This is a genomic window from Paraburkholderia panacisoli (assembly GCF_008369935.1).
GTDB lineage: Bacteria > Pseudomonadota > Gammaproteobacteria > Burkholderiales > Burkholderiaceae > Paraburkholderia > Paraburkholderia panacisoli.
Genome location: NZ_VTUZ01000041.1, coordinates 56,147 through 80,275, shown reverse-complemented (window position 1 = coordinate 80,275; position 24,129 = coordinate 56,147). Strand labels below are relative to the sequence as shown.

17 protein-coding genes are annotated in these 24,129 nt (G+C 64.9%); 3 read left to right on the top strand and 14 right to left on the bottom strand.

What is annotated here, in order from left to right:
- Positions 1-91: 91 nt before the first annotated feature.
- The 3 genes from FVF58_RS39185 to FVF58_RS39175 all read right to left on the bottom strand — a co-directional run bounded on the left by FVF58_RS39185 (position 92) and on the right by FVF58_RS39175 (position 3,191).
- A complete protein-coding gene (locus FVF58_RS39185) occupies positions 92-925 on the bottom strand; it encodes a hypothetical protein (RefSeq protein ID WP_149675031.1) in 834 nt (277 codons plus the stop codon).
- A gap of 160 nt (positions 926-1,085) precedes the next feature.
- Positions 1,086-2,186 (bottom strand): extracellular catalytic domain type 2 short-chain-length polyhydroxyalkanoate depolymerase, encoded by a 1,101-nt coding sequence (locus FVF58_RS39180; protein ID WP_246217392.1) that lies wholly within the window; start codon positions 2,184-2,186, stop codon positions 1,086-1,088.
- Positions 2,187-2,555: 369 nt separating this feature from the next.
- On the bottom strand, positions 2,556-3,191 hold the full coding sequence (locus FVF58_RS39175; RefSeq protein WP_188131073.1) for an HD domain-containing protein: 636 nt from the start codon (positions 3,189-3,191) through the stop codon (positions 2,556-2,558).
- Positions 3,192-3,523: 332 nt separating this feature from the next.
- On the opposite strand from FVF58_RS39175, the gene FVF58_RS39170 reads away from it, so the two are divergent.
- Positions 3,524-4,297 (top strand): class I SAM-dependent methyltransferase, encoded by a 774-nt coding sequence (locus FVF58_RS39170; RefSeq protein WP_246217391.1) that lies wholly within the window; start codon positions 3,524-3,526, stop codon positions 4,295-4,297.
- A gap of 34 nt (positions 4,298-4,331) precedes the next feature.
- On the opposite strand, the gene FVF58_RS39165 is transcribed toward FVF58_RS39170, so the two are convergent.
- From FVF58_RS39165 to FVF58_RS39115, 11 genes are all read right to left on the bottom strand, one after another.
- Positions 4,332-5,714 (bottom strand): efflux transporter outer membrane subunit, encoded by a 1,383-nt coding sequence (locus FVF58_RS39165; protein ID WP_425469008.1) that lies wholly within the window; start codon positions 5,712-5,714, stop codon positions 4,332-4,334.
- A gap of 179 nt (positions 5,715-5,893) precedes the next feature.
- Entirely contained in the window at positions 5,894-9,148 is a 3,255-nt protein-coding gene (locus FVF58_RS39160; protein WP_246217389.1) for an efflux RND transporter permease subunit, read from the bottom strand.
- Positions 9,145-10,251 (bottom strand): efflux RND transporter periplasmic adaptor subunit, encoded by a 1,107-nt coding sequence (locus FVF58_RS39155; protein WP_149675043.1) that lies wholly within the window; start codon positions 10,249-10,251, stop codon positions 9,145-9,147. Before FVF58_RS39155 ends, FVF58_RS39160 begins: the two co-directional genes overlap by 4 nt.
- A 5-nt stretch (positions 10,252-10,256) precedes the next feature.
- Positions 10,257-11,927 (bottom strand): fatty acyl-AMP ligase, encoded by a 1,671-nt coding sequence (locus FVF58_RS39150; RefSeq protein ID WP_149675029.1) that lies wholly within the window; start codon positions 11,925-11,927, stop codon positions 10,257-10,259.
- Positions 11,928-12,023: 96 nt separating this feature from the next.
- Positions 12,024-13,025 (bottom strand): fatty acid desaturase, encoded by a 1,002-nt coding sequence (locus FVF58_RS39145; RefSeq protein WP_149675028.1) that lies wholly within the window; start codon positions 13,023-13,025, stop codon positions 12,024-12,026.
- A gap of 53 nt (positions 13,026-13,078) precedes the next feature.
- A complete protein-coding gene (locus FVF58_RS39140; protein WP_149675027.1) occupies positions 13,079-15,856 on the bottom strand; it encodes a phosphoenolpyruvate synthase in 2,778 nt (925 codons plus the stop codon).
- A gap of 15 nt (positions 15,857-15,871) precedes the next feature.
- The gene (locus FVF58_RS39135; protein ID WP_149675026.1) at positions 15,872-17,533 is read right to left on the bottom strand and encodes a nucleotidyltransferase domain-containing protein; all 1,662 of its coding nucleotides are present in this window, start codon (positions 17,531-17,533) and stop codon (positions 15,872-15,874) included.
- 18 nt (positions 17,534-17,551) lie between these two features.
- Positions 17,552-18,634 carry an SDR family oxidoreductase gene (locus FVF58_RS39130; RefSeq protein ID WP_149675025.1) on the bottom strand — a complete coding sequence of 361 codons (1,083 nt, stop codon included), beginning with the start codon at positions 18,632-18,634 and terminating at the stop codon, positions 17,552-17,554.
- 26 nt (positions 18,635-18,660) lie between these two features.
- Complete coding sequence (locus FVF58_RS39125; protein WP_149675024.1) at positions 18,661-19,578, bottom strand: hypothetical protein; 918 nt, start codon at positions 19,576-19,578, stop codon at positions 18,661-18,663.
- A complete protein-coding gene (locus FVF58_RS39120; RefSeq protein ID WP_149675023.1) occupies positions 19,575-19,904 on the bottom strand; it encodes an acyl carrier protein in 330 nt (109 codons plus the stop codon). The genes FVF58_RS39125 and FVF58_RS39120 overlap by 4 nt, the downstream gene beginning before the upstream one ends.
- Positions 19,905-19,921: 17 nt before the next feature.
- The gene (locus FVF58_RS39115; protein ID WP_149675022.1) at positions 19,922-20,692 is read right to left on the bottom strand and encodes a Coq4 family protein; all 771 of its coding nucleotides are present in this window, start codon (positions 20,690-20,692) and stop codon (positions 19,922-19,924) included.
- A gap of 678 nt (positions 20,693-21,370) precedes the next feature.
- Here FVF58_RS39115 and FVF58_RS39110 point away from each other — a divergent pair.
- Together FVF58_RS39110 and FVF58_RS39105 are read left to right on the top strand one after the other, a co-directional pair.
- A complete protein-coding gene (locus FVF58_RS39110; RefSeq protein WP_149675021.1) occupies positions 21,371-22,480 on the top strand; it encodes a hypothetical protein in 1,110 nt (369 codons plus the stop codon).
- 49 nt (positions 22,481-22,529) lie between these two features.
- Positions 22,530-24,068: a B12-binding domain-containing radical SAM protein gene (locus FVF58_RS39105; RefSeq protein ID WP_149675020.1), complete on the top strand. Its 1,539-nt coding sequence runs from the start codon at positions 22,530-22,532 to the stop codon at positions 24,066-24,068.
- Positions 24,069-24,129: the final 61 nt, after the last annotated feature.

Below are 24,129 nucleotides of genomic sequence, written 5' to 3'. Positions count from 1 at the left end.
CGAGGGACTCGTCGCAAGAAGAGCGGCGAGCGTTTATGCGCCCTCGCATTTGGCGCTCTGCGAGAGCGGTCCCCGGGAAATACGGGGGGATTTACTTATAGTGATTGGCGCGCGCCTTAGCCGCGGAGGCTAACGCCTCCCGATAGGCTGCTCGTTCTGCCTTCACCTCCGGCTTCAGTGCAACACGTTTTTCGCGGCTCTCGTGATAGGTCTGGGATTCGATAAAAAGACGCAAACTCCCTCCTGTTGCCTGTCCGAGATTGCGCAGGACGGGTGGTTGATCCGGATCAACCCAGAGAATCTGTTGCATCTCGTTGGTTGCCGGGTCCACCCAGCTGATGTAGCCACCCGGCAGAATCTGTCTCGGATGCTGGACTGCTCCCGTGAAGCTGTACCGGGCGTCCGGGGTGACATTGGGGTCATAAAAGTGCGGCGTAATGAAGTCGGACACCGCTATGCCATCAATCGTGTAGGTATAGGCGTCGGCTTCACACGGATCGCAGGCCTCAACCAGATATTCGAATCGACCCGTGCCATCCTGAATCTTTCCGCCTGCGATCTTGATCGAGTTCGAAGTCTGTAGCCGGTTGCCATTCGGGTCGATGAGCATTTCTATGGTTTCGTGACTTGCATCGACTGCCCATTCTTCGCTGCCCGGCGTGACGATGACTTTCGCGTACGGCTGGTGATGGCGAGTCATATGAAAGCCGCCTTCGTCCGGAGGCAGGCTTTCGACGAGCTGGACGGGCCAGACGCCCTGGGGGATCTTCTTTGGATCGGCCAGATACGAGACCGAGGCACTGACCGGCCAGTATTTCGGCAAATCCCGTGTCACCTGCACATTGAGCGCCGCAGCCACCGCGGCCATCGTTTGAGTATCGACCGTACCCGTCGTGTCGACGAGCCCGACTTTGGTTGCCAACATAAGTGCCTCCTGTCCATCCGATTTAGCTCACGCAAACGAGCCATGTCGGGCACGAATCTGCCCGGTCTTTCCGCATCGTCTCCACGTGAGAGCCAGGGGCGATGCGGAAAGAGGTGAACGATCGAACTGCCGATGCCGCACAAGCAGTACTTTCAGCCGATCAATGTCGGGCGCCCGACGTCAACTGTTCGATCATGTTCCTGATCGCGCGCATCTGAATGCCTTGCTGGTCGGCGAAATGGCTGTCGGTGTAACCCCACCAGTCCCAGCATCCGTTTGGGTTGAGTCCAGGAATCGATACCGCCTGCGGATATAGCACCACGATCCGGTTGTTGTCCGCCCATTGCGCATAGCCAGCGTGCCGGACGAATGTGGTGCCAAAGAAGAGGCCAGGCCGCGAGTCGAGCGGGACATAGTCCTGACCCTGCTCGCAACCGTGCAGTGCAACGTGCAGCCGGCAAGAGGCGCCGGTAGCACAAGTGCTCGGGACGTAGAGCCAACCGGTGGTGTCCATCCCCGTCGTCCAGGAAAAGCTCGCTGGACGGTTCGCCGGTAGATAGCGGCTCTGATCGAAGCGGATGAAGCGTCCCTGTGGCTTGGCTGCAGCGGGCGGCGCGAGCGGAGCAGGGCCGTAGATCCAGCCCAGTATCATCTTCGCGCCATCAAAATCGCATTTGCCGATGAACGGCGATTCGCTTTTTGCGCAGGCCGCTCCATAGTCGACGGTGGGCATGGTGTGGCCTGCGTCGGTGATTTCGGAGTGCGCCATGTTCTGCGCCGGCACGCCGAGCGCCGCATAGAACTGCTGCAACTGGGTGACGACAGGCGACGGCACGGTCGCATCTTGCGCCCCCGAGATCGTGAAGATGCGTTGACTCGCGATACCAGCGACGTCGTCGATCATGTGATTGGCCGATAGTGTCCTGGCCACCGAGACGAGCTTTGGCACGTCGGCACTGTCGGCCGACACCCGGCAGGCGCTCGCCGGCTGGATGGTGCACGAGCACCGGGACATGGCGATCAGAAGGTTGTTTTGCGAGCAATAATACGGACCGGCCGCGACGACGCCCACACCCTTGATGATCGACGAATATGCGACGGCCAGTTGCACCGCCATGAACCCTCCCGACGACAGGCCGGAGACTGACGTCTGCGAGATATCGAGGTTGAGCGCCGGCAATGGCGGATAGCTGGCCGCCTCACCGTAACAGCGTGCTGACAGTATCAACAACGTGGCAGCAAATATGTAGAGGACGTTCACCGACTGGCCTCGCACTCTGTTGCATTGCTTGCGGACACATTGCGGATAAGTTGAGACCCGCCTCGGATGTGCTGTGAGAAGCGGCACTTGCCTCGTGCTGTCGCTTCCAAGGGCGAATGGGACGAGCCGATGGGTGGCGGCGCGTTCGCGAAGTCGAATGCTTAACCGTAGAACGGCCGACCGGGTAGTCGTTTGAAGCGTGGTCGCGGAGATTTACGCGTAGTCGCGCCTATAACCTGACAATCGGCAAGCCAATGATCGCGCCATACGACATCATGGGAACCGGGTTGCCTTGGTACGCATAGCTAATGGACTGGCCGCAACCCCAGCCGCGCAAACCACCTACGGCGACGTCGCGCCAGCAGCGGGTCAGACGCTGCGGACGTTCCAGGGCAGCTCACGATCCAGCCGCCACAGCAGATTGTCACGCGCGCGTGTTTCCCAGAGCGCGTGGCATAGATCGGTGTAATAGATGCGAGGACGGGCGAGAAAATTGCTGAGGACCGTCCGTTCATAAGCGTCATATGCGCGATCGTCGAGGTCGGGACGCTCGGCCCGCAACCGCGCCCCGTCTTCACAAAAGCACTGACGCTCACCGCCGAGGACTGCGAGGTCGATGTCGACCACAAAGCAGTCATCGGTTAGGGTCGGCGCAGTGGTATGCCGGGTCGCCAGAATCATTTCGCAGATGCGATCGTCTGACGCGATGCGGCCATTCGCCCAGCGTCGAAACCACTCGATGCTGCGCTGCTCGTTGTCGCCGGCCCCCGGAACATAGATCACATCGTGGCACCACAGCGCCAGTTCGACAGTGTCGGGATGCGGAACGGCGTCATGCGTCGAATCGAGATTGTTCAGGCAGCGGTGGATATGGCGCAGCGTGTGATAATGGCGTGTCGGCTCGGTATAAAGACGCGCGAGGTCCGCGTAGACGGCTTCGCCATCCACGCCGCCGCTGCTAGACCACAGCGCGATGAAGCGCATGGCCATCGGGCTCACCGCCATCTCTTTCCTCCGCTTGCACGCTTGAACGCGCGCCATCGAACAGCACCGCCGCGCATCGCCGAACCAACTATCACGCGCATTCTTAGCGTACTGCGAGATACTCGAATCGCCAAGGTTTGTGTTGTCGATCCCGGCAGCCCCGGTTGCCTCTGCGGGCGCCATGAGCGGTGGAGGATTCGTCTCCCGAACAGAATGCCTTGCCGTATAGTCGACAGACATCGTTAAAAAGCCCACGCGTTGACTCGTTTGGGTTTCACATTGCAGGGGTGCGTTATGGAATATGCCGGTCTTCAGTTGCCTCGGTTGCCCGCGTGATCATGCGACGCCTGCATTTGCTCGAAATCGAAGACGAGCCGTGGTGCCCACGGGCCGTCCGTGACGGCGCTACCGACTGGCTGCACTTTCTGGCCAATGCCCACAAGGGCTTCAACGTCATCGCGGTCAAGCTGCGCGACGCGATGCGGCGGGTCGGCAGCGACCGGATCGTCGATCTCTGCTCGGGCGGCGGCGGCCCGTGGCAGACACTTGCACCGTTGCTCGCGCAGTCCGGATGCGTGACGGTGCAGTTGACAGACTTCTATCCCAACCGCGCCGCGCACGAGCGGGTATCTGCCGGGTCGACCGGCCGCGTCACTTATGTAAGCGAACCGGTGGATGCGATGGATGTGCCGTCGAGATTCGACGGTGTGCGCACGATGTTCAATGCTTTCCACCATTTTCGGCCACACGATGCGCGGGCGATCCTCGCCGATGCGGTGATGAAGCGCCGCGCGATCGTCGTCGTCGAGGGCGCCGACCACCGCCTGCTGGGTATCGTGTTCATCCTGCTGATGCCGCTGATGATGCTCGCGCTGACTCCGCTGATCCGCCCGTTTCGCTGGTCGCGACTATTGCTCACCTATGTCCTCCCGGCCATCCCGCTGCTGTGTCTGTTTGACGGCATTGTTTCGATGCTGCGCATCTACGATCCCGACGAATTGCGTGAGCTGGTGGCGAGTATCCCGGACGAGCAGAGCTTCGAATGGGACATCGGCACGCAGCCGGTGCACGGATCGCCGCTCGGTCTCACTTACCTTGTCGGCGTTCCCCGCCGCCCCGCAGGCTGAACGCAATCGGGCGCTGTCGGGAGCGGCGGGCTGATCACTTGCCGGCCAGATGGTCGGATCTCTCGTTGCTGCCTGACGGCAACTCGCCCATCGCCTGAAACAGCGTTGCCGTATCGGTCAGGCGCTGGCCGATCAGGCGGATTTCTTCGAGCCTCGCAGCCTGGTACTGCTGCTCGCCGCCGCGGGCGGATGAAGCGGGCAGCGCGCCGAGCCGGTGGCGTGACGCGACTTCATCGAACGTCTCGCGTGCAGCACGGGTAGCGACGCTCGCGGCCTCGAGTGCCTGCGCGTCGTGTTCGAGCGACGCGAGGGTGTCCGCGACGTTTTCGAACGCCGCCAGCACGGTCTGCTTGTACTCGAATACGGCGGCCCCGTAGGCGTCGATTGCCGCGCGCCGCTGTGCGACGAGCGCGCCGCCATGAAAAAGCGCTTGCGAAATCGTCGCGCCGATGCCCCAGATCGCGCCGGCGCCCGACAGCGCGAGCGGCCAGCTGAACCCGCCTTGCCCCATCGATGCGGACAGCGACAGGATCGGAAACAGCTGTGCCGTTGCGACGCCGACGTCGGCTGCGGCGGCTTTCAGCGCCGCCTCGGCAGCCTCGATATCGGGCCGCGCGCGCAACAGGTCGGATGGCAGCACGACGGGCAGGTCCTGCGGCAAGTGCAGGCTCGCCAGATCGGACTCGGGCGGCGCCGCGTCGGGCGTGCGGCCAAGCAGCACCGCAAGCGCATGCCTTGTCACGGTCAGCCGTTGCCGCAGCTCGGCCACGCTGACCGCAAGCGTGGCCATGCTTTGCCGTGCAGTCAACACGTCGGCGTGCGGCAGCGATCCGAGTTGGTAATGCCGTTCGGTATCGTGAGCCTGATCGCCCGCAAGCGCGATCAATCGCTCGCTCGCATCGATCTGGGCACGCAACATCGCCGCCTCGATCGTCGCCGTGACGATGTTGGTGGCCAGTGCGCGCCGCGCGGCTTCGCGTTGATACGCTTCGATGTCGACACGCGCGGACTGGGCCGCGTTGGCCTTGCGCACCGCGCCAAACAGGTCGAACGTATATTGCGCCTGGACTGCGCCGACAAACTGGTTGTAAAGCAGCGTATTTGGGCCGCCGGGAACCGGAATGCCGAGATCGCGCCCGCGCGATGCCTGCCCGATCAGGTCGACTGACGGCAGCAGCGAGCTGCCGAGCTGGCCCCGCAGTTGTTCGTGCGCCGCGGCGAGGCGCTTGTCGGCGGCCGCGAGCGTCGGGCTGTTGCGCAAGCCTTCTTCGACGAGGGCATTCAACTCTGTCGAGCCGAACAGCCGCCACCATTGCGGCGCAGGCTGCGCGCCGGTGGCGAAGCGCTGCGCGACACCGAGCGCCGCGACCGTTTGCGCGGGCTGGGGCTCGACGCCGTAATGGGCGGGAGAGGGCATCGCAGGCGGCTGGCCACTCGGACCGAACGAGCATGCGCCAAGTGCGATCGCTGCGGCCGCACCGAGCGCCGCGCGCCAACCATGGATCGCCGCTGCACGCGCTCGACCCGGCGCGCCGGCGAAATGCGTCGCGCTCGCCGGCGCCGGCCCGACAACGGGGTTGCACTCTGTAGCCACGATCAACTCCACGTATATCCGACTGTCGGGGTCGCGGTTTGCACACCGCGTTCGCCGTGCCGCACTTTGAACGCCGTCGCGTATAGCGCGGGCAAGAAGAACAGCGTCAGCACGGTGGCGCACGTAATGCCGCCCATCAGTGCGGTCGCCATCGGTCCGAAGAAGGCCGAACGCAGCAGCGGGATCAGGGCGAGCACCGCTGCCGCGGCGGTCAGCATGATCGGGCGGAAGCGCCGGACCGTTGCGCCAACGATCGCATCGACGCGCGCGTGGCCCGCGGCGATATTGCGTTCGATCTGATCGACGAGAATGACCGAGTTGCGCATGATGATGCCGGACATCGCAATGACGCCGAGCATCGCGACGAAGCCGAACGGCTTGCCGAACAGCAGCAGCGCGCCGACCACGCCGATGAGCCCCAGCGGCGCAGTGAGCACGACCATCAGCACGCGCGCGAAGCTGCGCAGTTGAATCATCAGCAGCGTCAGCACCACGACCAGCATCAGCGGAAGCTGCGCGATGACCGACGCCTGCGCCTTGCCGCTGATCTCGCCCGCGCCGCCCGTCTCGATCCGGTAGCCGATCGGCAGCGACGCGCGTAGCGGCTCCAGCGTCCGATCGATCGCCTGGATCACGTCGATGTCCAACGCGTTGCGGCGCACGTCGGACTGGACCGTGATCGTCGGGTGACGGTCGCGGTCCCAGATCACAGCGTATTCGAGCTCGTTGTTCAGGTGTCCGATCGCGCCGAGTGGAACGGAGCCGTTCGGCGTCGGCATCGCGAGGTTCACGATCTCGTCGGGGTTGACGCGCTCACGCTGGGGCGCGCGCAGGTCGACGCCGATCAACCTGTCGTGGACCCGGTAATGCGTGAACGTGTAGCCCGACAGCGTCATCGCGAGGAAGCTCGCCACATCTTCTGACGTGATGCCCAGCCCGCGGGCCTTCTGCTGGTCGATCTCGAAGCGCACCGAGCGTTCGCCGGGTTCGTCCCAGTCAAAATGGACGCCCGTCGTGCGGTCATCGGCTTTCATCGTCGCCGCGACTTTTTCCGCAATCTCCCGCACGGTGCCGAGGTCGCTTCCACTTACCCGAAACTGCACCGGATAGCCGACCGAGGGGCCCGTCTCGAGTGGCGAAACGCGCGTACGCACGGCGGGAAAGCTGTTGCGCAGCGTGCTGGCGAGCCAGCGCTCCAGCTTCGCGCGGTCGCCGACGGACTTTGCGGTGATCACGAACTGCGCGAAGTTGGGCTGGGTCAGTTGGACGTCGAGCGGCAGATAGAACCGGGGTGCGCCCGCTCCGACGAAGTCGACCAGATGATCGATCTCGGGCCGGCCCGCGAGCGTCTTTTCGAGGCGCGCGGCTTCGCGCAGCGTCGCTTCGAACGACGCACCTTCGGGCAGCCGCATGTCGACGAGCAGTTCGGGCCGCTCGGAACTCGGGAAGAACTGTTGCGGCACGAGCGCAAAGCCGGCCAGTGCGGCAACGAATAGCGCAGCCGTGACGCCGAGCACGAGGAGGCGCCGCTTCACGCACCACGCGATGCAGTCACGCAGGCGGCTATGAAAGCGGGTGGCGTGGAGCGCCGCCGCCGGGGCCGGGCCCGGCGGCGCGTCGTCGTGCCGGCGCATCTTGCGAAGCGCGTGCCAGACACCGTGCCCAGCAGGCTCGCGTGCGGTGCGCCTGCGCTCGGGCAGCAGGTGATAACCGAGCAACGGAATCAGCACGACTGCCGCGAACCACGAAGCGATCAGCGCAATGGCGGACACCTGAAAGATCGAGCGCGTGTATTCGCCGGTGGCCGATTTTGCCAACGCGATCGGCAAAAATCCCGCCACCGTGACCAAGGTCCCCGTCAGCATCGGAAACGCGGTACTGCTGTAGGCGAACGCCGCGGCCCTTGTGCGGCTCCATCCCTGCTCGAGCTTCACGGCCATCATCTCGACCGCGATGATCGCATCGTCGACGAGCAAGCCCAGCGCGAGGACGAGCGTGCCGAGCGAGATCTTGTGCAAGCCGATGTCGAACCCATCCATGCATAGCACGGTGACCGCGAGCACGACCGGGATCGAGATCGCAACCACCACACCGGCGCGCCAGCCCAGTGAGATGAGGCTCACGGCCAGCACGATCGCGATGGCTTCGGCGGCGGCCTCCAGAAATGCGTTGACCGAATGCGAGACCGCGTGCGGCATGCTCGACACCTCATCGAGCTTGAGCCCCGCAGGCAGACGCGCACGCAATTCGGCGGTCTGCGCGTCGAGCAGCTTGCCAAGCTGAATCACATCGCCGCCGGCCTGCATCGTGATGCCGATCGCGAGCACGGCACGGCCGTCGGTGCGAACCTGCGAGACCGGCGGATCGTCGTAGCCGCGCCTGATCGTTGCAATGTCGCCGAGACGAACCAGGCGGTGATTGATGTTGATCAGCGTGTCGGCCATCGCCTTCAAGTCGGTGAACTGGCCGCTCGGACGCACGTACACGCGGTCGAACGCGGTGGCCAGCGTGCCGCTCGGCGTGACCGCGTTTTGCGCATTGATCGCCTGCGCGAGCTGTTGCGGGGTGATGCTGAGCCGCGTCAATTGCGCGTTGGGAATCTCGATCGTGATGTGCTCGTCGGGGTCGCCGAAATAATCGACTTTCGCGACGCCGGGCACGCGCAGCAGTACGCTGCGAAGTTCGTCGGCATAGTCGTGCAATTGGGCCGGCGAGAACCCGTCGCCCGCGAGCGTATAGATGTTCGTGTAGACGTCGCCGAACTCGTCGTCGAAGTACGGCCCCCGCACGCCGGGCGGAAGCGTATCCGCGATGTCGGCCACTTTCTTGCGCACCTGGTACCATGTCTCGCGCACCTCGTTCACCGGCGCAGAGTCTTTCATCGTGAAGACAATCAGCGATTCGCCGGGACGCGAGTAGCTGCGCAGATAGTCGAGATCAGGCGCTTCCTGAAGCTTGCGGCCAATCCGGTCGGTTACCTGCTCCTCGACCTGGCGCGCGGTTGCGCCGGGCCAGAAGGTCCGGATCACCATCGCGCGGAACGTGAACGGCGGGTCCTCGGATTGTCCGAGCCGGGAATAGGCGAGCACGCCGAACAACGTCGCCAGCACGACGGCGAAGATGACGAGCGCCTGGTTGCGAATCGCCCACGCGGACAGATTGAAGCGGCCCGTATCGTCTGCTGCCGGCCGCCGCGGTCCACCCGCTCCACCGGGGCCACCCGGTCCGCCGGACCCCTGGTTGAACAGCCCTCTCATGATGCGAAGTCCTCGGGATGCAACGGCGCGACCGCGCGCACGGTCTCGCCGGCGCTGACGGTATGCACGCCTTGCAGCACGACGCGCTCGCCGTCGTTGAGGCCTTGCGAGATGGAGATCGTGCGGTCGTCGTAGCGGCCGAGCTGGACCCGGCGCAGCTCCAGCGCATGGTCGCCGGGCCGAACGACCCAGACGGCCGGCGCGTTGCCTTCGTGAAAGAGCGCGGTGGCGGGCAGCGTGATCGGATCGTCCGCTTGCGCGTCGCCTGCCGCGTCGGCGAAGGTGACGGTGGCCGTCATGCCGAGGCGGACCTCGGGGCCGGGCGCGTCGAGCGTCAGTTTCGCGCGATAGGTGCGGCTACCGGGATCCGCGGCCGGCGACAGCTCCCGGACGTGCGCCGTGAAGCGTCTGCCCGTGACGGCCGGCAGCGAGACACTGGCCGCGCTGCCGACCGTCAGCGCCGTCAGCAGGCTCTCGGGCACGTCGCAGAGGATATCGACCGTGCCGGACCACGCGAGATGGTAGACCGCTTGTCCCGCCGCGACGTTCTGCCCGGTATCGGCGTCTTCGGCGGTAATGACGCCTGCATGGTCCGCCGTGAGGACCGTGTATTCGGTCTGATTCTTCAGCAGCGCGAATTGCTGTAGCGCCTGATCGCGCTGCGCGACGGCTGCCACATACGCGTCCTGCGTTTGCTCCAGCTGCGCCATCGCGATCAGCTGTTCCTGCGCCTGCGCCCGGTCGCGATCGAGTTGCTGCTCGGCGAAGCCGAGCCGATGCTGCGCCGCCATCAATTGGGCCTGCGCGCTCGCGAGGCTCCGTTGCGCGTCGTCGGGATCGAGCCGCGCGATGACCTGGCCGGCCGTGACCGTATCGCCGAGACGCACGTTCCGCTCGATCAGTTTGCCTGCGATGCGAAACGACAGCGGCGTCGCATAGCGTGCGTTGACTTCGCCCGGCAGCGTCGCGAGAACGGGCTTGCTGTCCCGATGCACGACCACGGCGATGACCGGGCGCGGCAGCGTCACCTCGGCTTGTTTCGCGTGACAGGCGGCGAGCGCGAGCGCGCCTGACACCGTCAGCATGATCCCGCGCCAGCGCATGTGGCTCACGTGTGTTCCTCCAGCTCGCCGGCTTCGAACTGTGCCTTGGTCCGGCGGCGCTGCACTTTGCCGCTCGAGGTCCGCGGCAAGCTGCCCGCCTGCACGACCGCAACGTGACCGACCTGCAGGCCCGCGCATTCGGCGACCTTCTGCGCTATCGCACGCCGCAGCGCCGCGGCGTCCGCCGCCTTGCCCTCGGCACAGACCACCAGCGTCTCGTCGCCGTCGCGCATCACGCTGAACGCGATGACACCGCGACTTTGCACCGTCGGCAATTCGGCCACCGCCCATTCGATGTCTTGCGGATAGTGATTCGAGCCGTGAATGACAATCAGATCCTTGCTGCGACCGCAGATATAGAGTTGGTCGTCGGCGAGGTAGCCGAGGTCGCCGGTTTGGAGCCAGCCGTCGCGGTACGCGGCGGCGGTCGCGTCGGCGTGGCCGTAATAGCCCGCGGTGATGCTGGGCCCGCGCGTGACGATTTCGCCGACGCAGCGTTCGGGCAACGGTCGCCCGGATTCGTCGACGATCCGCAACTCGTGTCCGGGGAAGCAATGGCCGCAGCCGACCAGTTCGATCGTGCGCAATCCGGTATCACGCGGGGCCGGTATGGCTCGACCGAGCCCCAGGGCGGACGTGTAGACGATGTCGGTGACGATCGGCTGGCCGTGGTCGTGAAACGTGATCGCGAGTGTGGCCTCGGCCATTCCGTAGCACGGCAGCAGCGCTTCGGCGCGAAAGCCCGCCGGCTCGAAGCGCGCGCTGAACTGGCGCAGCGCTTGCGCGTTGATGGGCTCGGCACCGCAGCCCGCCACGCGCAGCCGCCGCAGGTCGAGGCCTTCGAGGTCCTGCTCGCGGGTACGGCGCGCGGCGAGCGCGTACGCAAAGTTCGGCGCGAAGCTGATCGTGCCGCCGTACTTCGTGATCGCCTCCATCCATAGGCCAGGCCGACGCACGAATCCTTCGGTTGCCAGCAGCACGCTAGGCAAGTCGCAGATCAGCGCGCCGAGCACGCTGATGAGCCCCATGTCGTGGTGCAGCGGCAGCCAGCTGACATAGACGTCCTGCTCGCGCAGATCGATGCCTCGGGGTCCGAGGAACGCCCTGGCATTCGCGACCAGATTGCGATGCGTGACCATTACGCCTTTCGGCAGGGACGTGCTGCCCGACGTGTATTGCAGAAAGCACAGGTCATCGGGATGCAGCGTGGGCAAATCGCAGGCGGGCGGCTCGCCGTCGACCAGCGCTTCAACGGTCACGATGCGTTCGAGGCCGGTGTCGGCGGCCAGCACGTCCTCGATGGTCTCTCTTGCCGCACTCGACGTGAGCAGCATCCGCGCGCCTGCCGAGCGCACGATGTGACTCACGGTTTCGGCGTAGCGCGTGCGGGTCCTGAAGTTGAGGCTTCCGCGAGGAAATATCGGTACCGGGACGAGACCGGCGAACGATGCGCCGAGGAAGCTCAGGATGAACGCTTCCGGGTCGAGGATCACGAGCGCGACGCGGTCGCCCTTGTTCAAGCCCAGTGCCGCGAGCTTTCTCGCACGCTTGCGCGCTTCGCGCTCGAGCGCCTCGTAAGGATAGTAGTGCTCATCGCCGTGCGAGGAGACAAAGCGGAGGCCTCGAGCGTCGCCGCGCGGCAGCGCTGATACGGCATCGACTAGCGTCTGGTCCATGTTGACGGGTCCTCGGTTCTGTAATGGGCTTCAGTGATCAAGCGAAGCAGCGGACAACGCGCGCGTGGCTTGCGTGATGTGCATGGCTTGCGTGCCTCAGGCGGCAGGCTCGGCGCTCGCTTCGGCAGCGGGCGTCCAGTCGCGGATCGGCTGCAGACGGCGACGCAGCAGCGCGATCACCTCGTCGTCGCTGCGCGCCGGCGCACCCGGCAGGCGCACGAAATGCGTTGCGAGCTTGCGGTGCTGGCGCGTGACGAGCAGCAGCCAGATCTGCGCGATGTCGATGCGATCGAAAACGACCGCGTCCTCGCGACCGTACTTCTCGAGATTCGCTGCGAATTCCGTCGTGAGCTCGCTGTAGTGCGTCCCTTTCCGGACGTGGTGGTAGATGTGATAGCCGGCGTTGAAGACGCGCGCATTGAAACGCGAGTCGATCGTATTGACGCTGCTCGTGTACGGGTTGTCAGGATGATCGGGGTCGATGAACGCGTGCTGGACCCAGTTGCCGATCATCATCATCAGCCGCACGAACAGGAACGGGAACACGAACACCACGAGCGTCGCCCTCAGGTTCCAGTAGGCTGCCGCGCTAACCGCTGCGTAGAACACGAGCTCACCCACGAGCAGTTGCCTGATCAGCTTCGTATTGCGCGAGCGCCACAGATAGATGGTGAGCTCGAGTGGGACCAGCGCGGCGAAGCGCAGGTAGTAGCGCAGAAAGCCGCTCACGCTATCGCGCTGAAACCGCATCGTGGAGCTCAGGTCGTGTGGCAGGTTGTCGTCGATGTGATGCATGCCCATGTGATGGACATAGAAAGTGCCCGGCGTCTGACCGAACAACGGACACAGCATCCAGTCGAGCAGGATCTCGCACGCCCGGTACTGTTTCTTGAAGAGCCGCCGATGCAGCGTGCAGTGGTAGCTCATCGTGAAGCGGTCGCCGAACGCGTTCCAGACGAGCACATACATAACGCCTAACCACCAGGGAAAGTGGCCGAGGCCATACAGCACGGCTGCGGCGGGGATGAATAGCAGCGCGCACTGGATGTAGAGCCACAGATGGGGCAGGTCGCGACGATCGTTGAGAAGGCGGTACATGGCGATTTCCTTTGCAGGGGCGGTTTCAATGGTCAGGGGGCAGGCAATTCATTTCAGGTCGGCTCGGCCAGTTCGATCACGCCGCTATGGCCATCGACCCTGAGCTGCATCCCCGACTGCACGCGCGTTGTGAGGCCCGGAATCTGGACGACGGTCGGGATCCCGATCTCGCGTGCGACGATCGCGGCATGGGTCAGCGGACTGCCGCGCTCGATCAGCAGCCCGGTCGCCGACGCGAATACGGGTACCCAGCCGGGGTCGGTCCGATAGGTGACCAGGATGCCGCCGTCGAACTCGTTCGCCTCGCGCACGACCTTCGCCGGCCCTTCGGCGAAGCCCGGCGAGCAGGGCGTGCCGCGCAGCGTCGCGCCGGCGGCGTGGGGAGGTACCGCGCGCAGCCCGGCGAGGTTCGCCGGTTTGCTGAACCAGGCCGCAACCGGGCCATGTGTGACGAAGCGTGGCGGCAGATCATCCATGTCGCGATAGGCCGCATCGTCGCGCTTGCGCTGCTCGACGAGCGGCCGCAGCTCGCGATGGGAGACCGTGCCTTCGAAGCATCCCCGAATTTCCTCGAGGCGCAGATGGAAGATGTCGCGGCCCGTCGCCAGCACGCCGTCGCCGGCGAGACCGTCGCCGATCGCGCGGAACATCCGGCGCGCGACCCCGAACGCACGCGAACGGCAAAAGCGCACGGTCTCACGCGCCCGGATCGCGGCGCGCACGCGGCTGCGCGCGCGGGCAAAAATCCAGCGCTGAAGCGGATTGAGCCGCTCGCGCAACAACGCTTCGATGCGCGCTTCGCTGGCCGTGCGATCGATCGACGCGGCACCATGCGCGAGCGAGGCCTTCAACATATCGAACAGCACGCCAGGGTCTTCGCGCAGATCAGGCTCTTCGAGCTTCAGTTCGTTCTTGCTGCGGTACGCGAAGTCGGCGAGGTAGCGCTCAATGTCGGCGACGATCTCGGGGGCGCCGCAGCCGCGCAGCGCCGGATACGCTTCGGCTGACGGCGTGTTGCGGATGAGTGCTTCGACCTGAGGCTTCGCCCGCACGGCTTCTGCAATCGCGGCCAGCCTGCGGACCGGCTCGATGGACTCGATGTCGTCGATGCCGCCGATGACCGCCACTTCGAGCCAGTCGGGCGCACCGGGCATCCACCGCTTGATCAGGCGCCGGACGACGCCGTAACTGAGACCGATCGCCGACTCGAGCACGATCATCATGCCCCAGCGCGCGAGCAGCGCCTGCTCGAAGCGACGGTAGTGCGCATAGACCGCGTCTGCGGGAAGCGAGCGATAGTCGAGCGCGTTGAACTCGTCGTAGACCGGATAAAAGAACGCGCGGAAGCGCTCGACGTTGCGCTCGAGACGCGCGAAGTGCCACGCGAACTTCGCGCCGCTCAAGGCCCGCATGCAGGCGAGTCCGGCGCGCGAGCCGGCCGTGTACGGCGTGATCAGCGCGGCGAAGCTCGCAAGATCGAGCGGCTCGCCGACGCCCATCTGGACTTCCATCATCTTGCGCCCGAGGTCCTGGAACGGCGCGAGCCCGGAAAGCTTGTACCAGTGCAGCAGGTTGTAGTACACGCGCCCGTTCAGGAACGCGAGCGTCGAGCCCAGGAATCCATCCATCTCGCGCCGCTGCTGGTGCGGAATCGCGAGCAGCCGGGAGAACTCACGGAACACCTGCGTATAGACGTGCTGCGCGAATGTGAACGTCAGCTGCGTCGTCACGCCGGGATAGTTTTCGACGATGTTGGAGTTGTCCCACAGCTGGAATTCGCCCGCCTGGGTTGTGACCGGTGCGACCGGCGTGGTCACCGGGCGCGCCTGCAGGATCCACAGCTGGTTCTCCGCGATACACCATTCAATATCGAGCGGCTCGCCGAGCGTGCTTTCGAGCGTGCAGGCCGTCGCAACGACGCGCGTGATCTCGTCATTGGAAAGGGCCGCTGTATCGCGCAGCGCGGCCGGCACCTCGCGGAGGTGGTGGCCGTCATGACGCTCGCGCTTTTCACCGATCACCACCTGCTTGTGTTGTCCGGTGCGGCGGTCCACGGTGATCGTGTCAGCGTCGACTGCGCCCGACACGAGTCCCTCGCCGAGCCCGTAGACGGCGCTCAACACGAGCTCGTCGCGCTTGCCGTTCGCCGGGTTGATCGTGAACACGACGCCGCTTTTGTCCGCCTGAACGAGGCGCTGCAGGATCACGGCCATGCCGGCGCCGACGATATCGAGTCCGTGCTGATGCCGGTAGCGCAGCGAGCGCTCGGAATACGCAGAAGCCCAGCACCGACGCACGTGCTCGAGCGTCGAGTCGAGGCCGCGTACGTCGAGGAACGTATCGAACTGGCCTGCGAACGAGAAGCTCGCGCTGTCTTCTTCGACGCCAGACGAGCGCACCGCGAGCGGCCCGTCTCCGATGGTGTCGTGCGCGCGTGCGATGTCGGCGCGCAACGCGGCGCTCATGTCGCACGTCAGCACGGCCTCGCGGATCGCGCTCGCGATCGCGGCGGCGTTCGCCGGCGTGAAGTCGCCAAGCAGCGCGCCGATGGTTTGATCGAGGCCGCCGTCGCGGCGGAACTCCGCAAAGCAGTCGGTGCCGAGGATCGCCCAGGGCGGCACCGGTACGCCGAGGTTCGCGAGCCGATGGAGCGATCTTCCCTTGTTGCCGGCAAGCCGCTCGATGGTTTCGGCAGGACTCGCCGAGGTGAGGATCACGCGTGGCGATGCTGCCGGGCCGGTGCTGCTGCTCGCGGCGTGGGCCTGCTGGGGCGCGCGGCTTCCGGCTGGGTCGATCTCGCCGCGTGCGGGCGCAATGGTGTCGAAATTCATTCGGGGCCTCGTTGCTCAGGTGCTCGACGAAGCGAGCAGATCTCTCGCTTCCTCGGCGGTACCGCGCCCGCCGTGAGCGGTCTGCGGGAAGCGCGCGTGGAGATGCGCGCCGAGGTTGATCCAGTCGTAGGCGGCGTGGATCGTCCCGCGCCAACCCGACGTCGTATCGAAGCTCGCCGGAAATTGCGGGTCGCCGCCGAGGTTGCGCAGCCGCTGCGCCAGCTCATCGGCCAGCGCGACGTAACGCTGCGCGTCGCGTGCCGCTCCGATCGAACACTGTTCGAGTTCGCGGATGCCGTCGATCAGCGCCGCATCGAGAGGCAGCAGCCGGATCGCGTCGAGCGTCGCTTCTTCCATCGTCGACTGCGGCGTCACGCCGTGCGCCCCGAGCGTGACCATGCAGGCGGTCTGCATCATCCGCTGCAGCGCGTACTCGAGCACCTTCCATTGGCCGCGCTGGAGTGCACCTTGGGCGTCCTCGCGCGCGTTCTCGAGACCGATGTTGGCCCAGATCATCTCGAGACCCGCTTCGGCGAAGCGTCCAGCGGGCATCGGCAGCAACTGGGCACCGGTCTCGCGGCCGGCCGCGAGGCGCGCGCCGTCGATCGAGATCAAGGGGGCACGGGACACCGGCGTCGAAGTCGCCTGCTGACGGGCGTGGATTTCTCCGCTGCCCTTCCAGCGCAGGCTGACGAGGCCCAGCCGGCTGAACCCGGCGATCAGCGCGCGGCGCCGGCTGGCCGCCTGCGCGTCGCCAGCGCTGGCGATGGCCGTGCAGGGCGTGTCGAAGGTGATCGCACGCCAGGCCCGGGCCGCTTCGTCGTCGAGCGCAAAGACGTCGCTACCTCGCAGCACATGGACTCGCTCGCCAATCTGCCACGTCGTCGTGTCTTTGCCAGGGCCGATCAGCACGTTGTCGGCCACGAGGTTCACACCGTTGACGCCGAACTCACGGATCAGCGCGACCCCCGCCGCGAGGAACCCGCTTTCCGCGCCATGCTCGCGCGGTGCGTGCAGCAGGTTCCAGAGACGGCCGACGCGGCCGGCGTCGACGGCCGCGCGTTCGAGTTGCAGCGACAGCCATTTCGGGCCCATGTAGCACTCGCCGAGGCGTGCCACGTGACTCTTCGCCGCATGAAACGCGGCGGTCCTGATCCAGGCGCGTGCGTAGTCGGGCTCGCCGAGCGCGAACATCGCCACCGCATAGCGGCCGGTCTGGCGCGCGAAATCGTCGAACCACAGCGCCACCGCCTCGCAGAGCGCCTCGCGGCCGAGCCCGGCTTGCAGCGTCTCGATCAACGCCGGGTTGTCGATCGGCAGCGCGCCGATAAAGCGCTGGCAACGCTCGAGCAGATTCCATGACAGGCGCGCAACCGCACGACGGCCTTTGCCCAGTGCTTCGCGGACCTGCGCGAGTTCGCGGCGCAGGCGCGCCGGACTCAGCAATCTCACTTCGACCCGGCGGCCGTCGATGAACAGGATGTACGGCATCGTGGCCGGTTCGAGCCCTCTATCGACAATCGCGACGAAGTCGACGTCGGAGCGCTCGTTACCGAAGCCTTCGGCGATCGAGCCTTCGAGAAAGACGGCGCTCGGTGCCCGCTGTTCGAACTGGGTGCTCAGTGCGGCCCGCGATTTTTGCCAGAGGTCGGCGAGCATCGGATCAGTCATCAACATGGTGAGGCTCCCTAAACGTCAAGCCGTGCGCGGCACAAAGTAGCCCGCCGCGATCCCATAACGAAAGATCCTGCGCAGCAGCGTTTTGCCCGTCGCGCGCGGCAAAGCCGGCAGGATGGCGGCGGTCGCGTCTCGTGCAAAGCGCACCTGGCGCGTCAGGTACGATTCGTAGAGTTTCACGACCTCATCGTAGTAACGCCGCTCGAGCGGTTTCATCGCGGCGGCATCGAAGACGTGCCGCGGCACATAGCGAGGTACGTGAAACGATGGAAACTCCGCGCATACGTCGTTGATTTCGCGCAGCGTGGTTGGCGTGCCCGAAGTCAGATGCAGCGTGCGTCCTCGCACGAGCGGGAACTTCGCCAGCGCCTCGACTACGCAGTCCGCGACCCAGTCGATCGGCACGATGTTCAACGTTGCGCCGTAGTCGCCGGGCATCGTGCGCACGAGTCCCGCGGCCGTCAGGCGCACGACGGTGTAGAGCGTGTCGAACTTGCGGATCACGCCGGTCGCCGAGTCGCCAACGATGATCGACGGGCGCAGGACCGCCGCGGGCAGGCCGGTGCGCATCGCCGCTCGCACCGACTGTTCCGCGCGGTACTTGCTCTGCTCATACGGGTTGCCCAGACGCTGGCCAAGTTCGAGATCGTCCTCGCTGAACACGCCGGGGCGCTCGCCGCAGACATAGGCGGTGCTCACATAGAGCAGCGGAATCGGCGCATCGCTGCGTCGTTGCGCGAACTCGACGATGCGCTCGGTGCCGCGAAAGTTGATTGCCTCGTAGACCTCGGGCTTGCGCCCAAAGCTGGTCAGCGCGGCACAGTGGACGATCGCGGCTGTCGCCGCGCGCAGTGCATCGTAAGTTTCCGCATCGAGCCCAAGGTGGGTTTCGGCGACGTCGCCTTGCACACATGCGAGGGTTCCGGCAGCGGGCGTGTGGCCGCGGTACGGCGTTGCTGCGAGCGGCGTGCCGTCGTTGCGGACAACTGGACCATCGGAGCGCAGAAATGCGACGACCGGGTATCCCATTGCCGTCAGCCGGGCGATCACTTCGGCGCCCAGCAGACCTCGCGCACCGGTGACGAGAACGTGCTTATTCATTGTGGAGGACCATCCAGAGTTGCATGTCATTTGAGGAGAAGCCCGGCCAGCAGTCCGAACTCGACGGCGACGACGAAGCGGGTGCCGGCCCAGCGTGGCCGGCCCGGCCTGCTCGCGGGGCCCGGCCAGCGCGCGTTGAGCCAGACGAGCCACACGAGTGGCAAGGTCGCGGCATAGATTGAGTACGTTTGCGACAGGCCTGCCAGGTGTGCAAGCGACACGTTGACGCTCAGCGCCAGAATCAGGAGGGCATTCAGCGCGACCCGGACTGCGCGCGCAGAGAGGTGATAGGGCTGCAGTGCAGTGGTGCCAACCTTGCGCGAGAACTTCCAGAACTCGTAGCCGGTCCACATCGAACCCGCTACGCACACGACAACGTAGAAGCTCAATTCGCGGTCGGCCATATCGCGCCATAAGAAATAGCAGTACATGAAGATGGCGAATGGCGCACCTTCGAAAGCGGGTAAGCAGAGCAACGGACGGGTCGGGAACAGCCGCTTGAAAGCGAAAGGGGCGGCGAAGGCCAGTGCGGTGGCAGCAGCGGCGGCTGTCCATGCGTGCTCCATTGCGCTGTTCAGCGCAACGAGCAGGATCGCGCCTGCCGCGAGGCTGGCGAGCAGGCGTGCACGCAGTGCCGCGCGTCGCGCCGACAGCGCGTGTCCGGCGGGATAGTCGCGTTCGAGGTCGTCGAGGTCGTCGATCAGGCGAAGCTGGACGAACAGCAGGAAGAAGGACGCAAGGCCGGCCAGTACACGCCAGCCCGGTTCGAGGGCGACGCCGGCTATCCGTCCGTACAGCAGAAGCGAGCAGATGAACGCGCCGGCGATCGGCATGGCCTCGGCCGCCAGCGGTATGCGGCCGAGCGTGTTGCCGAAAGCGGCTGCCGCAGCGGCAAGCCGGCCACGCCGGGTATGCGAGGTGGCCAGAGAAAGACGCGGGCTCATGCGCGCATCCCCTCATCGGCGGCGACACAGACTGCGGCGTGCCGGATGCACAGGTCCACCAGCGATCCGACTGTGAAATACGCTTCGTTGCCTCCTTCGTTCAACGCTTCTAGCGGTAGGCGCTCGATGCCGAACGCCTGCTCGAGTGCGACAACCGCTTCGACGAGCGATAGCGAGTCGAGGCCGAGATCGGCGATGAGTGAACTCTCAAGGTGAATCTCGGCGTCGAAGTCGCGCTGATGCTCGCGGCAGACGTGCAGAAGCTGTGTGCGTACGATTTCGAATACGCTGTTTCGCGTCGACGCATTCTTCGGTGTGCTGGCCATGCTGGGATCCTCTCTGTTCACGCGTTGCTCGACGCGGCGTAGCGCCACGGCAGCGTCTGGCCGCCGGCCAGGATGCCCTGTGGGTGGGCGAGCGCGACCGGCTCGATCGCCAGCTCGGAGCGGACGGCTTCGAGTGGCAGCTGTAACGCGACTTCCCAGCGGTATGAAAGGGGAATGCGGGCGCGCTTCCCACGCAGCCACGCGCGGCGCAGAAAACGATGGACCCAGAAGTTCGGCCACCACGGCGCAGTCAGCGCGGTGCCGAGCAGACCCACGAGGCGCGCACGCATCGGTTCGAGGCCGCAGTCGAACGCGAGAAGCGAGGTCTCGCCGGCCCAGTCCTGCCCATAGCCTGTCAGCACGTGCAGCAGGTCATGAATGCAGCCGCTGCGCTCGATGAACCACTGACGGTCCGGGCCGGGGAGGATTTCTTCGAGGCCCGCGGCCAGCCGGCTCGCCTGAAGCAGACCATCGGCGCGATAGCCGCTGTGCTCCATCATCGCCATGTAAGCGCGGCCGAACGAGCCCGGCGGCAAGTCGAGCAGCGTGTCGGAATCCCCGAGCGTGGCGAGCAGTGACGGCTGCTCGGAAAGCAGCGCCGCGGCGCCCGGCTCGCTGAGAAAACGCTGGTACATCGTCTCCATCTGGCCGCCGTCGAGCGCGATCATCACTTCATAGGCATGCTGAATATCGTCTGTATTTGCTCTCAGCGCCTTGATCGCCCGCAAAGCGCGCGGCCAATCGATGCGGCGTCGCGCCAGCGCGTTGCCATTCAAGGTTGCTGTCATCTGCGGCTCCCGTCAAAGATCAAGAGGGCGAGTCACGACTGGCAATCGACCGATGCCATGCGATTCGGGTTCGGATACGGCAAAGGGGAATCGTGCTAAGACGGCCACTGCCTGTGGCGACTTTTCGCATGATTCATGCCAGTCATTCGTGGGCAGCGCGAAGGGCATCCACTTCCCTGCAGTGACGGAACGGAGCGGCCGGATTTCAAAAGAGGGTCGCCGGTATCGCGCGGATTCAGGCGGGTCCTGCGATTTGTCGACGCACGTTCGGGGAGCCGGTCGCCGCGGCCTGGATGTCGGTGCCGGGCCAACAGGTGAAGCCCATCTGTTGGTTGCAGGTCGCCAGCAGGACGTCTGATGCCGGGCTGGTTCATCCACCGCGCCCTGAACGTCTATACGTTCTCCGGCATTGCGGTGCCTTTTGAAATCGGGCTGGCTGCTTTCGTCATTGCCTCGAACGAGGACTAACCGCGTGTCGCAGAAGAGTGCCTGGCACGAACCGTGCACGATGAGCGCGAACAATCGATGGCTGCGGGGCAGCGTGTCCGCGATGTTCATGATGTTTGCGATGTCCGCCGTCATGAGACAAAGACCGGTTGCGCATTTAAGTTCGTAGAGCCAGGTAAATGGTCGAGAAACGTCTGGCAAACGAATACTCACGAGGATGGAGGTAGAGCAATGAATCAGGCGTGGAAGGCAAAAACGGGGCAGTTCCTGCCGGGAGCGAATTTGACTGTGCTGCCGCACTGGGAGCGCGAGGCGCTACCGAGCTACGATCATGCAGAGGTCTCGGTGCCGGGGCGCCTTCACTTCGCGGTATTCGACTTTATGCAGATGGCGCCTGGCTTCGGCGGCGGCGGGCTCGGCGTGTCGACCAGCACGGTCGGACACCGGATCACCGTCACCCGGACGACGAGCGGCGAGGGCGGCTGCGACGTGCCGAGCGGGCGTCACATGCTCGAGTTGTTCAAGCGAGCCGTTGGCTATGCACGCGACGACATCCGTGTTGATCGGATGCACAGCATCCAGCACAAGCACAGCGGCTTCGGCTCGAATGTCTCGTTCAACACCGCGACGCTCGCCGGCTTGAACGCGTTGTTCGGCTCTCCGTTTTCGCCACACGACATGTGGGAAATGATCACCCGCAACTACGTCGAGAACGCGAAGGATGACGAGCATGTGTATTTCGGCCTCGAGACCGGCGTCGGCGAAGCGTGCCTGTTTTTCGGCGGCCTGGTCTGGGTCGACGAGAAGCACGGCAACGGCCGTTTCCTCGGCAACCTGAGTTCGGAAAACCTTTGGGTGACCACCGCCGTCGGCAATTACGACACGCTGTCGACCGAAGCGCTGCGTGCCCATGGCGAGGGCGCGGACATGTCCGGCACCACCGAGGCGGGCTTCGTGCCGACGCATTTTGTCGAGTGGCAGAAGCGTTACGGCATCGCGTGGCGCGAGTTCATCGAAAAGAAATTGCGGCCGGCACTGCATCGCAACGACCTCTTTGCGTTTCTGAAGCACGGCTGGGAGCTCAACAGCATGAGCAACATGAAGGTGCTCGAGGGCATTTTCCGGACCGACGTGATGCTTGAGTTCGACCAGACGATGCAACGCGAGGGCGCGGTGTATGCGGGGATGAGCAGCGCTGGTCCGGGCTTCTATGCATTCTCCGACTGCGAGGAAAAGGCGAAGCACCTCGCAGCGGTGATGATGCATCGGTTCAGTGAGTTCATGAGCGAGATGACCGTGGCGCGCGCGGGCCAGAAAATGTCCATCGACGTCGCCGGCTAGCCGCGTTTCGGCGAACCCTCGCGAACCCTTCTCCTGGAGCCGATCGAACATGGCCAAGCGCGTCACCTTCGTCAACACGAACCAGATCAAACCGGCGATTGCGCCGATTGCGTTCGACTACCTGTCGGCGCCGATGGAGCGAGCGGGGTTCGAGCTCAATTTGCTCGACCTCTGCTTCTCCGACGACTGCGAGGCGGCCATTGCCGCGCACTGCCGCACGGCCGCACCGGATTTCTGGGGGGTGACGCTGCGAAATACCGACGACGTCTACTTTTCCAGCGGCTACAGCTTTCTTGAGAGAATCAGGGACATCGTCGCGCTGCTTCGGCGTGCGCGCGCGGTCCCGATCGTGATGGGGGGGGCGGGTTACTCGGTGATGCCGGAAAAATTGCTCGCCTACCTCGACGCCGACTTCGGCATCGTCAGGGAAGGCGAATTCAGCTTTCCCGAACTGCTGACCTGCCTCGAAGAAGGCAGGAGTTTCACGCATATACCCGGTGTGGTCTACCGCGATACGGCTGGCGTGCACGCTACGCCGCTCGCCCCGAACGGGTGCGGACCGCTAGCCACGCTAGGGCCCCACAAACGTGAGCTGGTCAACAACGAGCACTATTTCGCCAAAGGCGGCCAGATCGGCATCGAAACGAAGCGCGGCTGCAACCGCTCGTGCATCTATTGCGTCGAGCCGCTGATCAAAGGCCGCACGGTGCGCATGCGCGAACCCGATGATGTCGTCGCTGAGATGGCATCGCTGGTCGAGCGTGGGGTCAACGTCTTTCACATCAACGACTCGGAATTCAATCTGAGCGTCGCGCATCCTCTTGCGCTGTGCGCGGCCATCATTCGACACGGGCTCGCCGGCAAAATCCAGTGGTATGCATACGGTATGCCGCGGCCGTTTCCCGATGAGCTGGCGGCCGCGATGAAAGCAGCCGGTTGTGTCGGCATGAACTTCGGCGTCGACAGCGCCAGCGAAACGATGCTGAAGATACTCCGCCGCACTTTTGGCGCCCCCGACATCGAAGCTGCGGTCAATACGGCGAAGCGCCACGGCCTCGAGCACATCATCGAGCTGCTGTTCGGCGCGCCCGGCGAGACCCAGGAAACCGCGCGGGAGTCGATCGAGTTCATCAAGCGGGTCGATCCGGAGCGCGTTTCGGTGACGGTCGGGCTGAGGATTTTCCCGGGGACCGAACTCGAGCAGATGATCCGCAGCGAAGGCCTGAACGTCGGGAATCCGAATCTTCACGGCCATATCGAAGGGAACGACGATCTTTTGCATCCGGTGTTCTATCTGCCGACCTCATTGGGCCCGGATCCGCAGAAATTCATTGCCGATCTGATCGGCAATGACCGGCGGTTCTTCGGGACCAATGCGAGTCTCTTCAACTACAACGCGAATGACGCGCTGGTCGAAGCGATCGCGCAAGGCGAGCGCGGCGCGTATTGGTCGATTCTGAACCGGATCGAGAAGCGCTTCGAAGCGGCCCATGCCCACAACGGTCGCGGCCTTCACGGCGCAGGCGCGGATGGCGGCGCCCCGGAGCGGACCCCGATCGCGGTTTTGCCGATCGAGCAAACCGTCTGATGCGGTGTGCGATGCCCGAAGCGGCCAGTCATCCGATGGCCCGCGTACTTTCAACGCAGGA

Coding starts and splice junctions, on each gene's coding strand:
- FVF58_RS39185 (WP_149675031.1), bottom strand. CDS start 925: ATGTTGGCAACCAAAGTCGGGCTCGTCGACACGACGGGTACGGTCGAT.
- FVF58_RS39175 (WP_188131073.1), bottom strand. CDS start 3,191: ATGGCGGTGAGCCCGATGGCCATGCGCTTCATCGCGCTGTGGTCTAGC.
- FVF58_RS39165 (WP_425469008.1), bottom strand. CDS start 5,714: ATGCCCTCTCCCGCCCATTACGGCGTCGAGCCCCAGCCCGCGCAAACG.
- FVF58_RS39160 (WP_246217389.1), bottom strand. CDS start 9,148: ATGAGAGGGCTGTTCAACCAGGGGTCCGGCGGACCGGGTGGCCCCGGT.
- FVF58_RS39155 (WP_149675043.1), bottom strand. CDS start 10,251: ATGCGCTGGCGCGGGATCATGCTGACGGTGTCAGGCGCGCTCGCGCTC.
- FVF58_RS39150 (WP_149675029.1), bottom strand. CDS start 11,927: ATGGACCAGACGCTAGTCGATGCCGTATCAGCGCTGCCGCGCGGCGAC.
- FVF58_RS39145 (WP_149675028.1), bottom strand. CDS start 13,025: ATGTACCGCCTTCTCAACGATCGTCGCGACCTGCCCCATCTGTGGCTC.
- FVF58_RS39140 (WP_149675027.1), bottom strand. CDS start 15,856: ATGAATTTCGACACCATTGCGCCCGCACGCGGCGAGATCGACCCAGCC.
- FVF58_RS39135 (WP_149675026.1), bottom strand. CDS start 17,533: ATGTTGATGACTGATCCGATGCTCGCCGACCTCTGGCAAAAATCGCGG.
- FVF58_RS39130 (WP_149675025.1), bottom strand. CDS start 18,634: ATGAATAAGCACGTTCTCGTCACCGGTGCGCGAGGTCTGCTGGGCGCC.
- FVF58_RS39125 (WP_149675024.1), bottom strand. CDS start 19,578: ATGAGCCCGCGTCTTTCTCTGGCCACCTCGCATACCCGGCGTGGCCGG.
- FVF58_RS39120 (WP_149675023.1), bottom strand. CDS start 19,904: ATGGCCAGCACACCGAAGAATGCGTCGACGCGAAACAGCGTATTCGAA.
- FVF58_RS39115 (WP_149675022.1), bottom strand. CDS start 20,692: ATGACAGCAACCTTGAATGGCAACGCGCTGGCGCGACGCCGCATCGAT.
- FVF58_RS39110 (WP_149675021.1), top strand. CDS start 21,371: ATGAATCAGGCGTGGAAGGCAAAAACGGGGCAGTTCCTGCCGGGAGCG.
- FVF58_RS39105 (WP_149675020.1), top strand. CDS start 22,530: ATGGCCAAGCGCGTCACCTTCGTCAACACGAACCAGATCAAACCGGCG.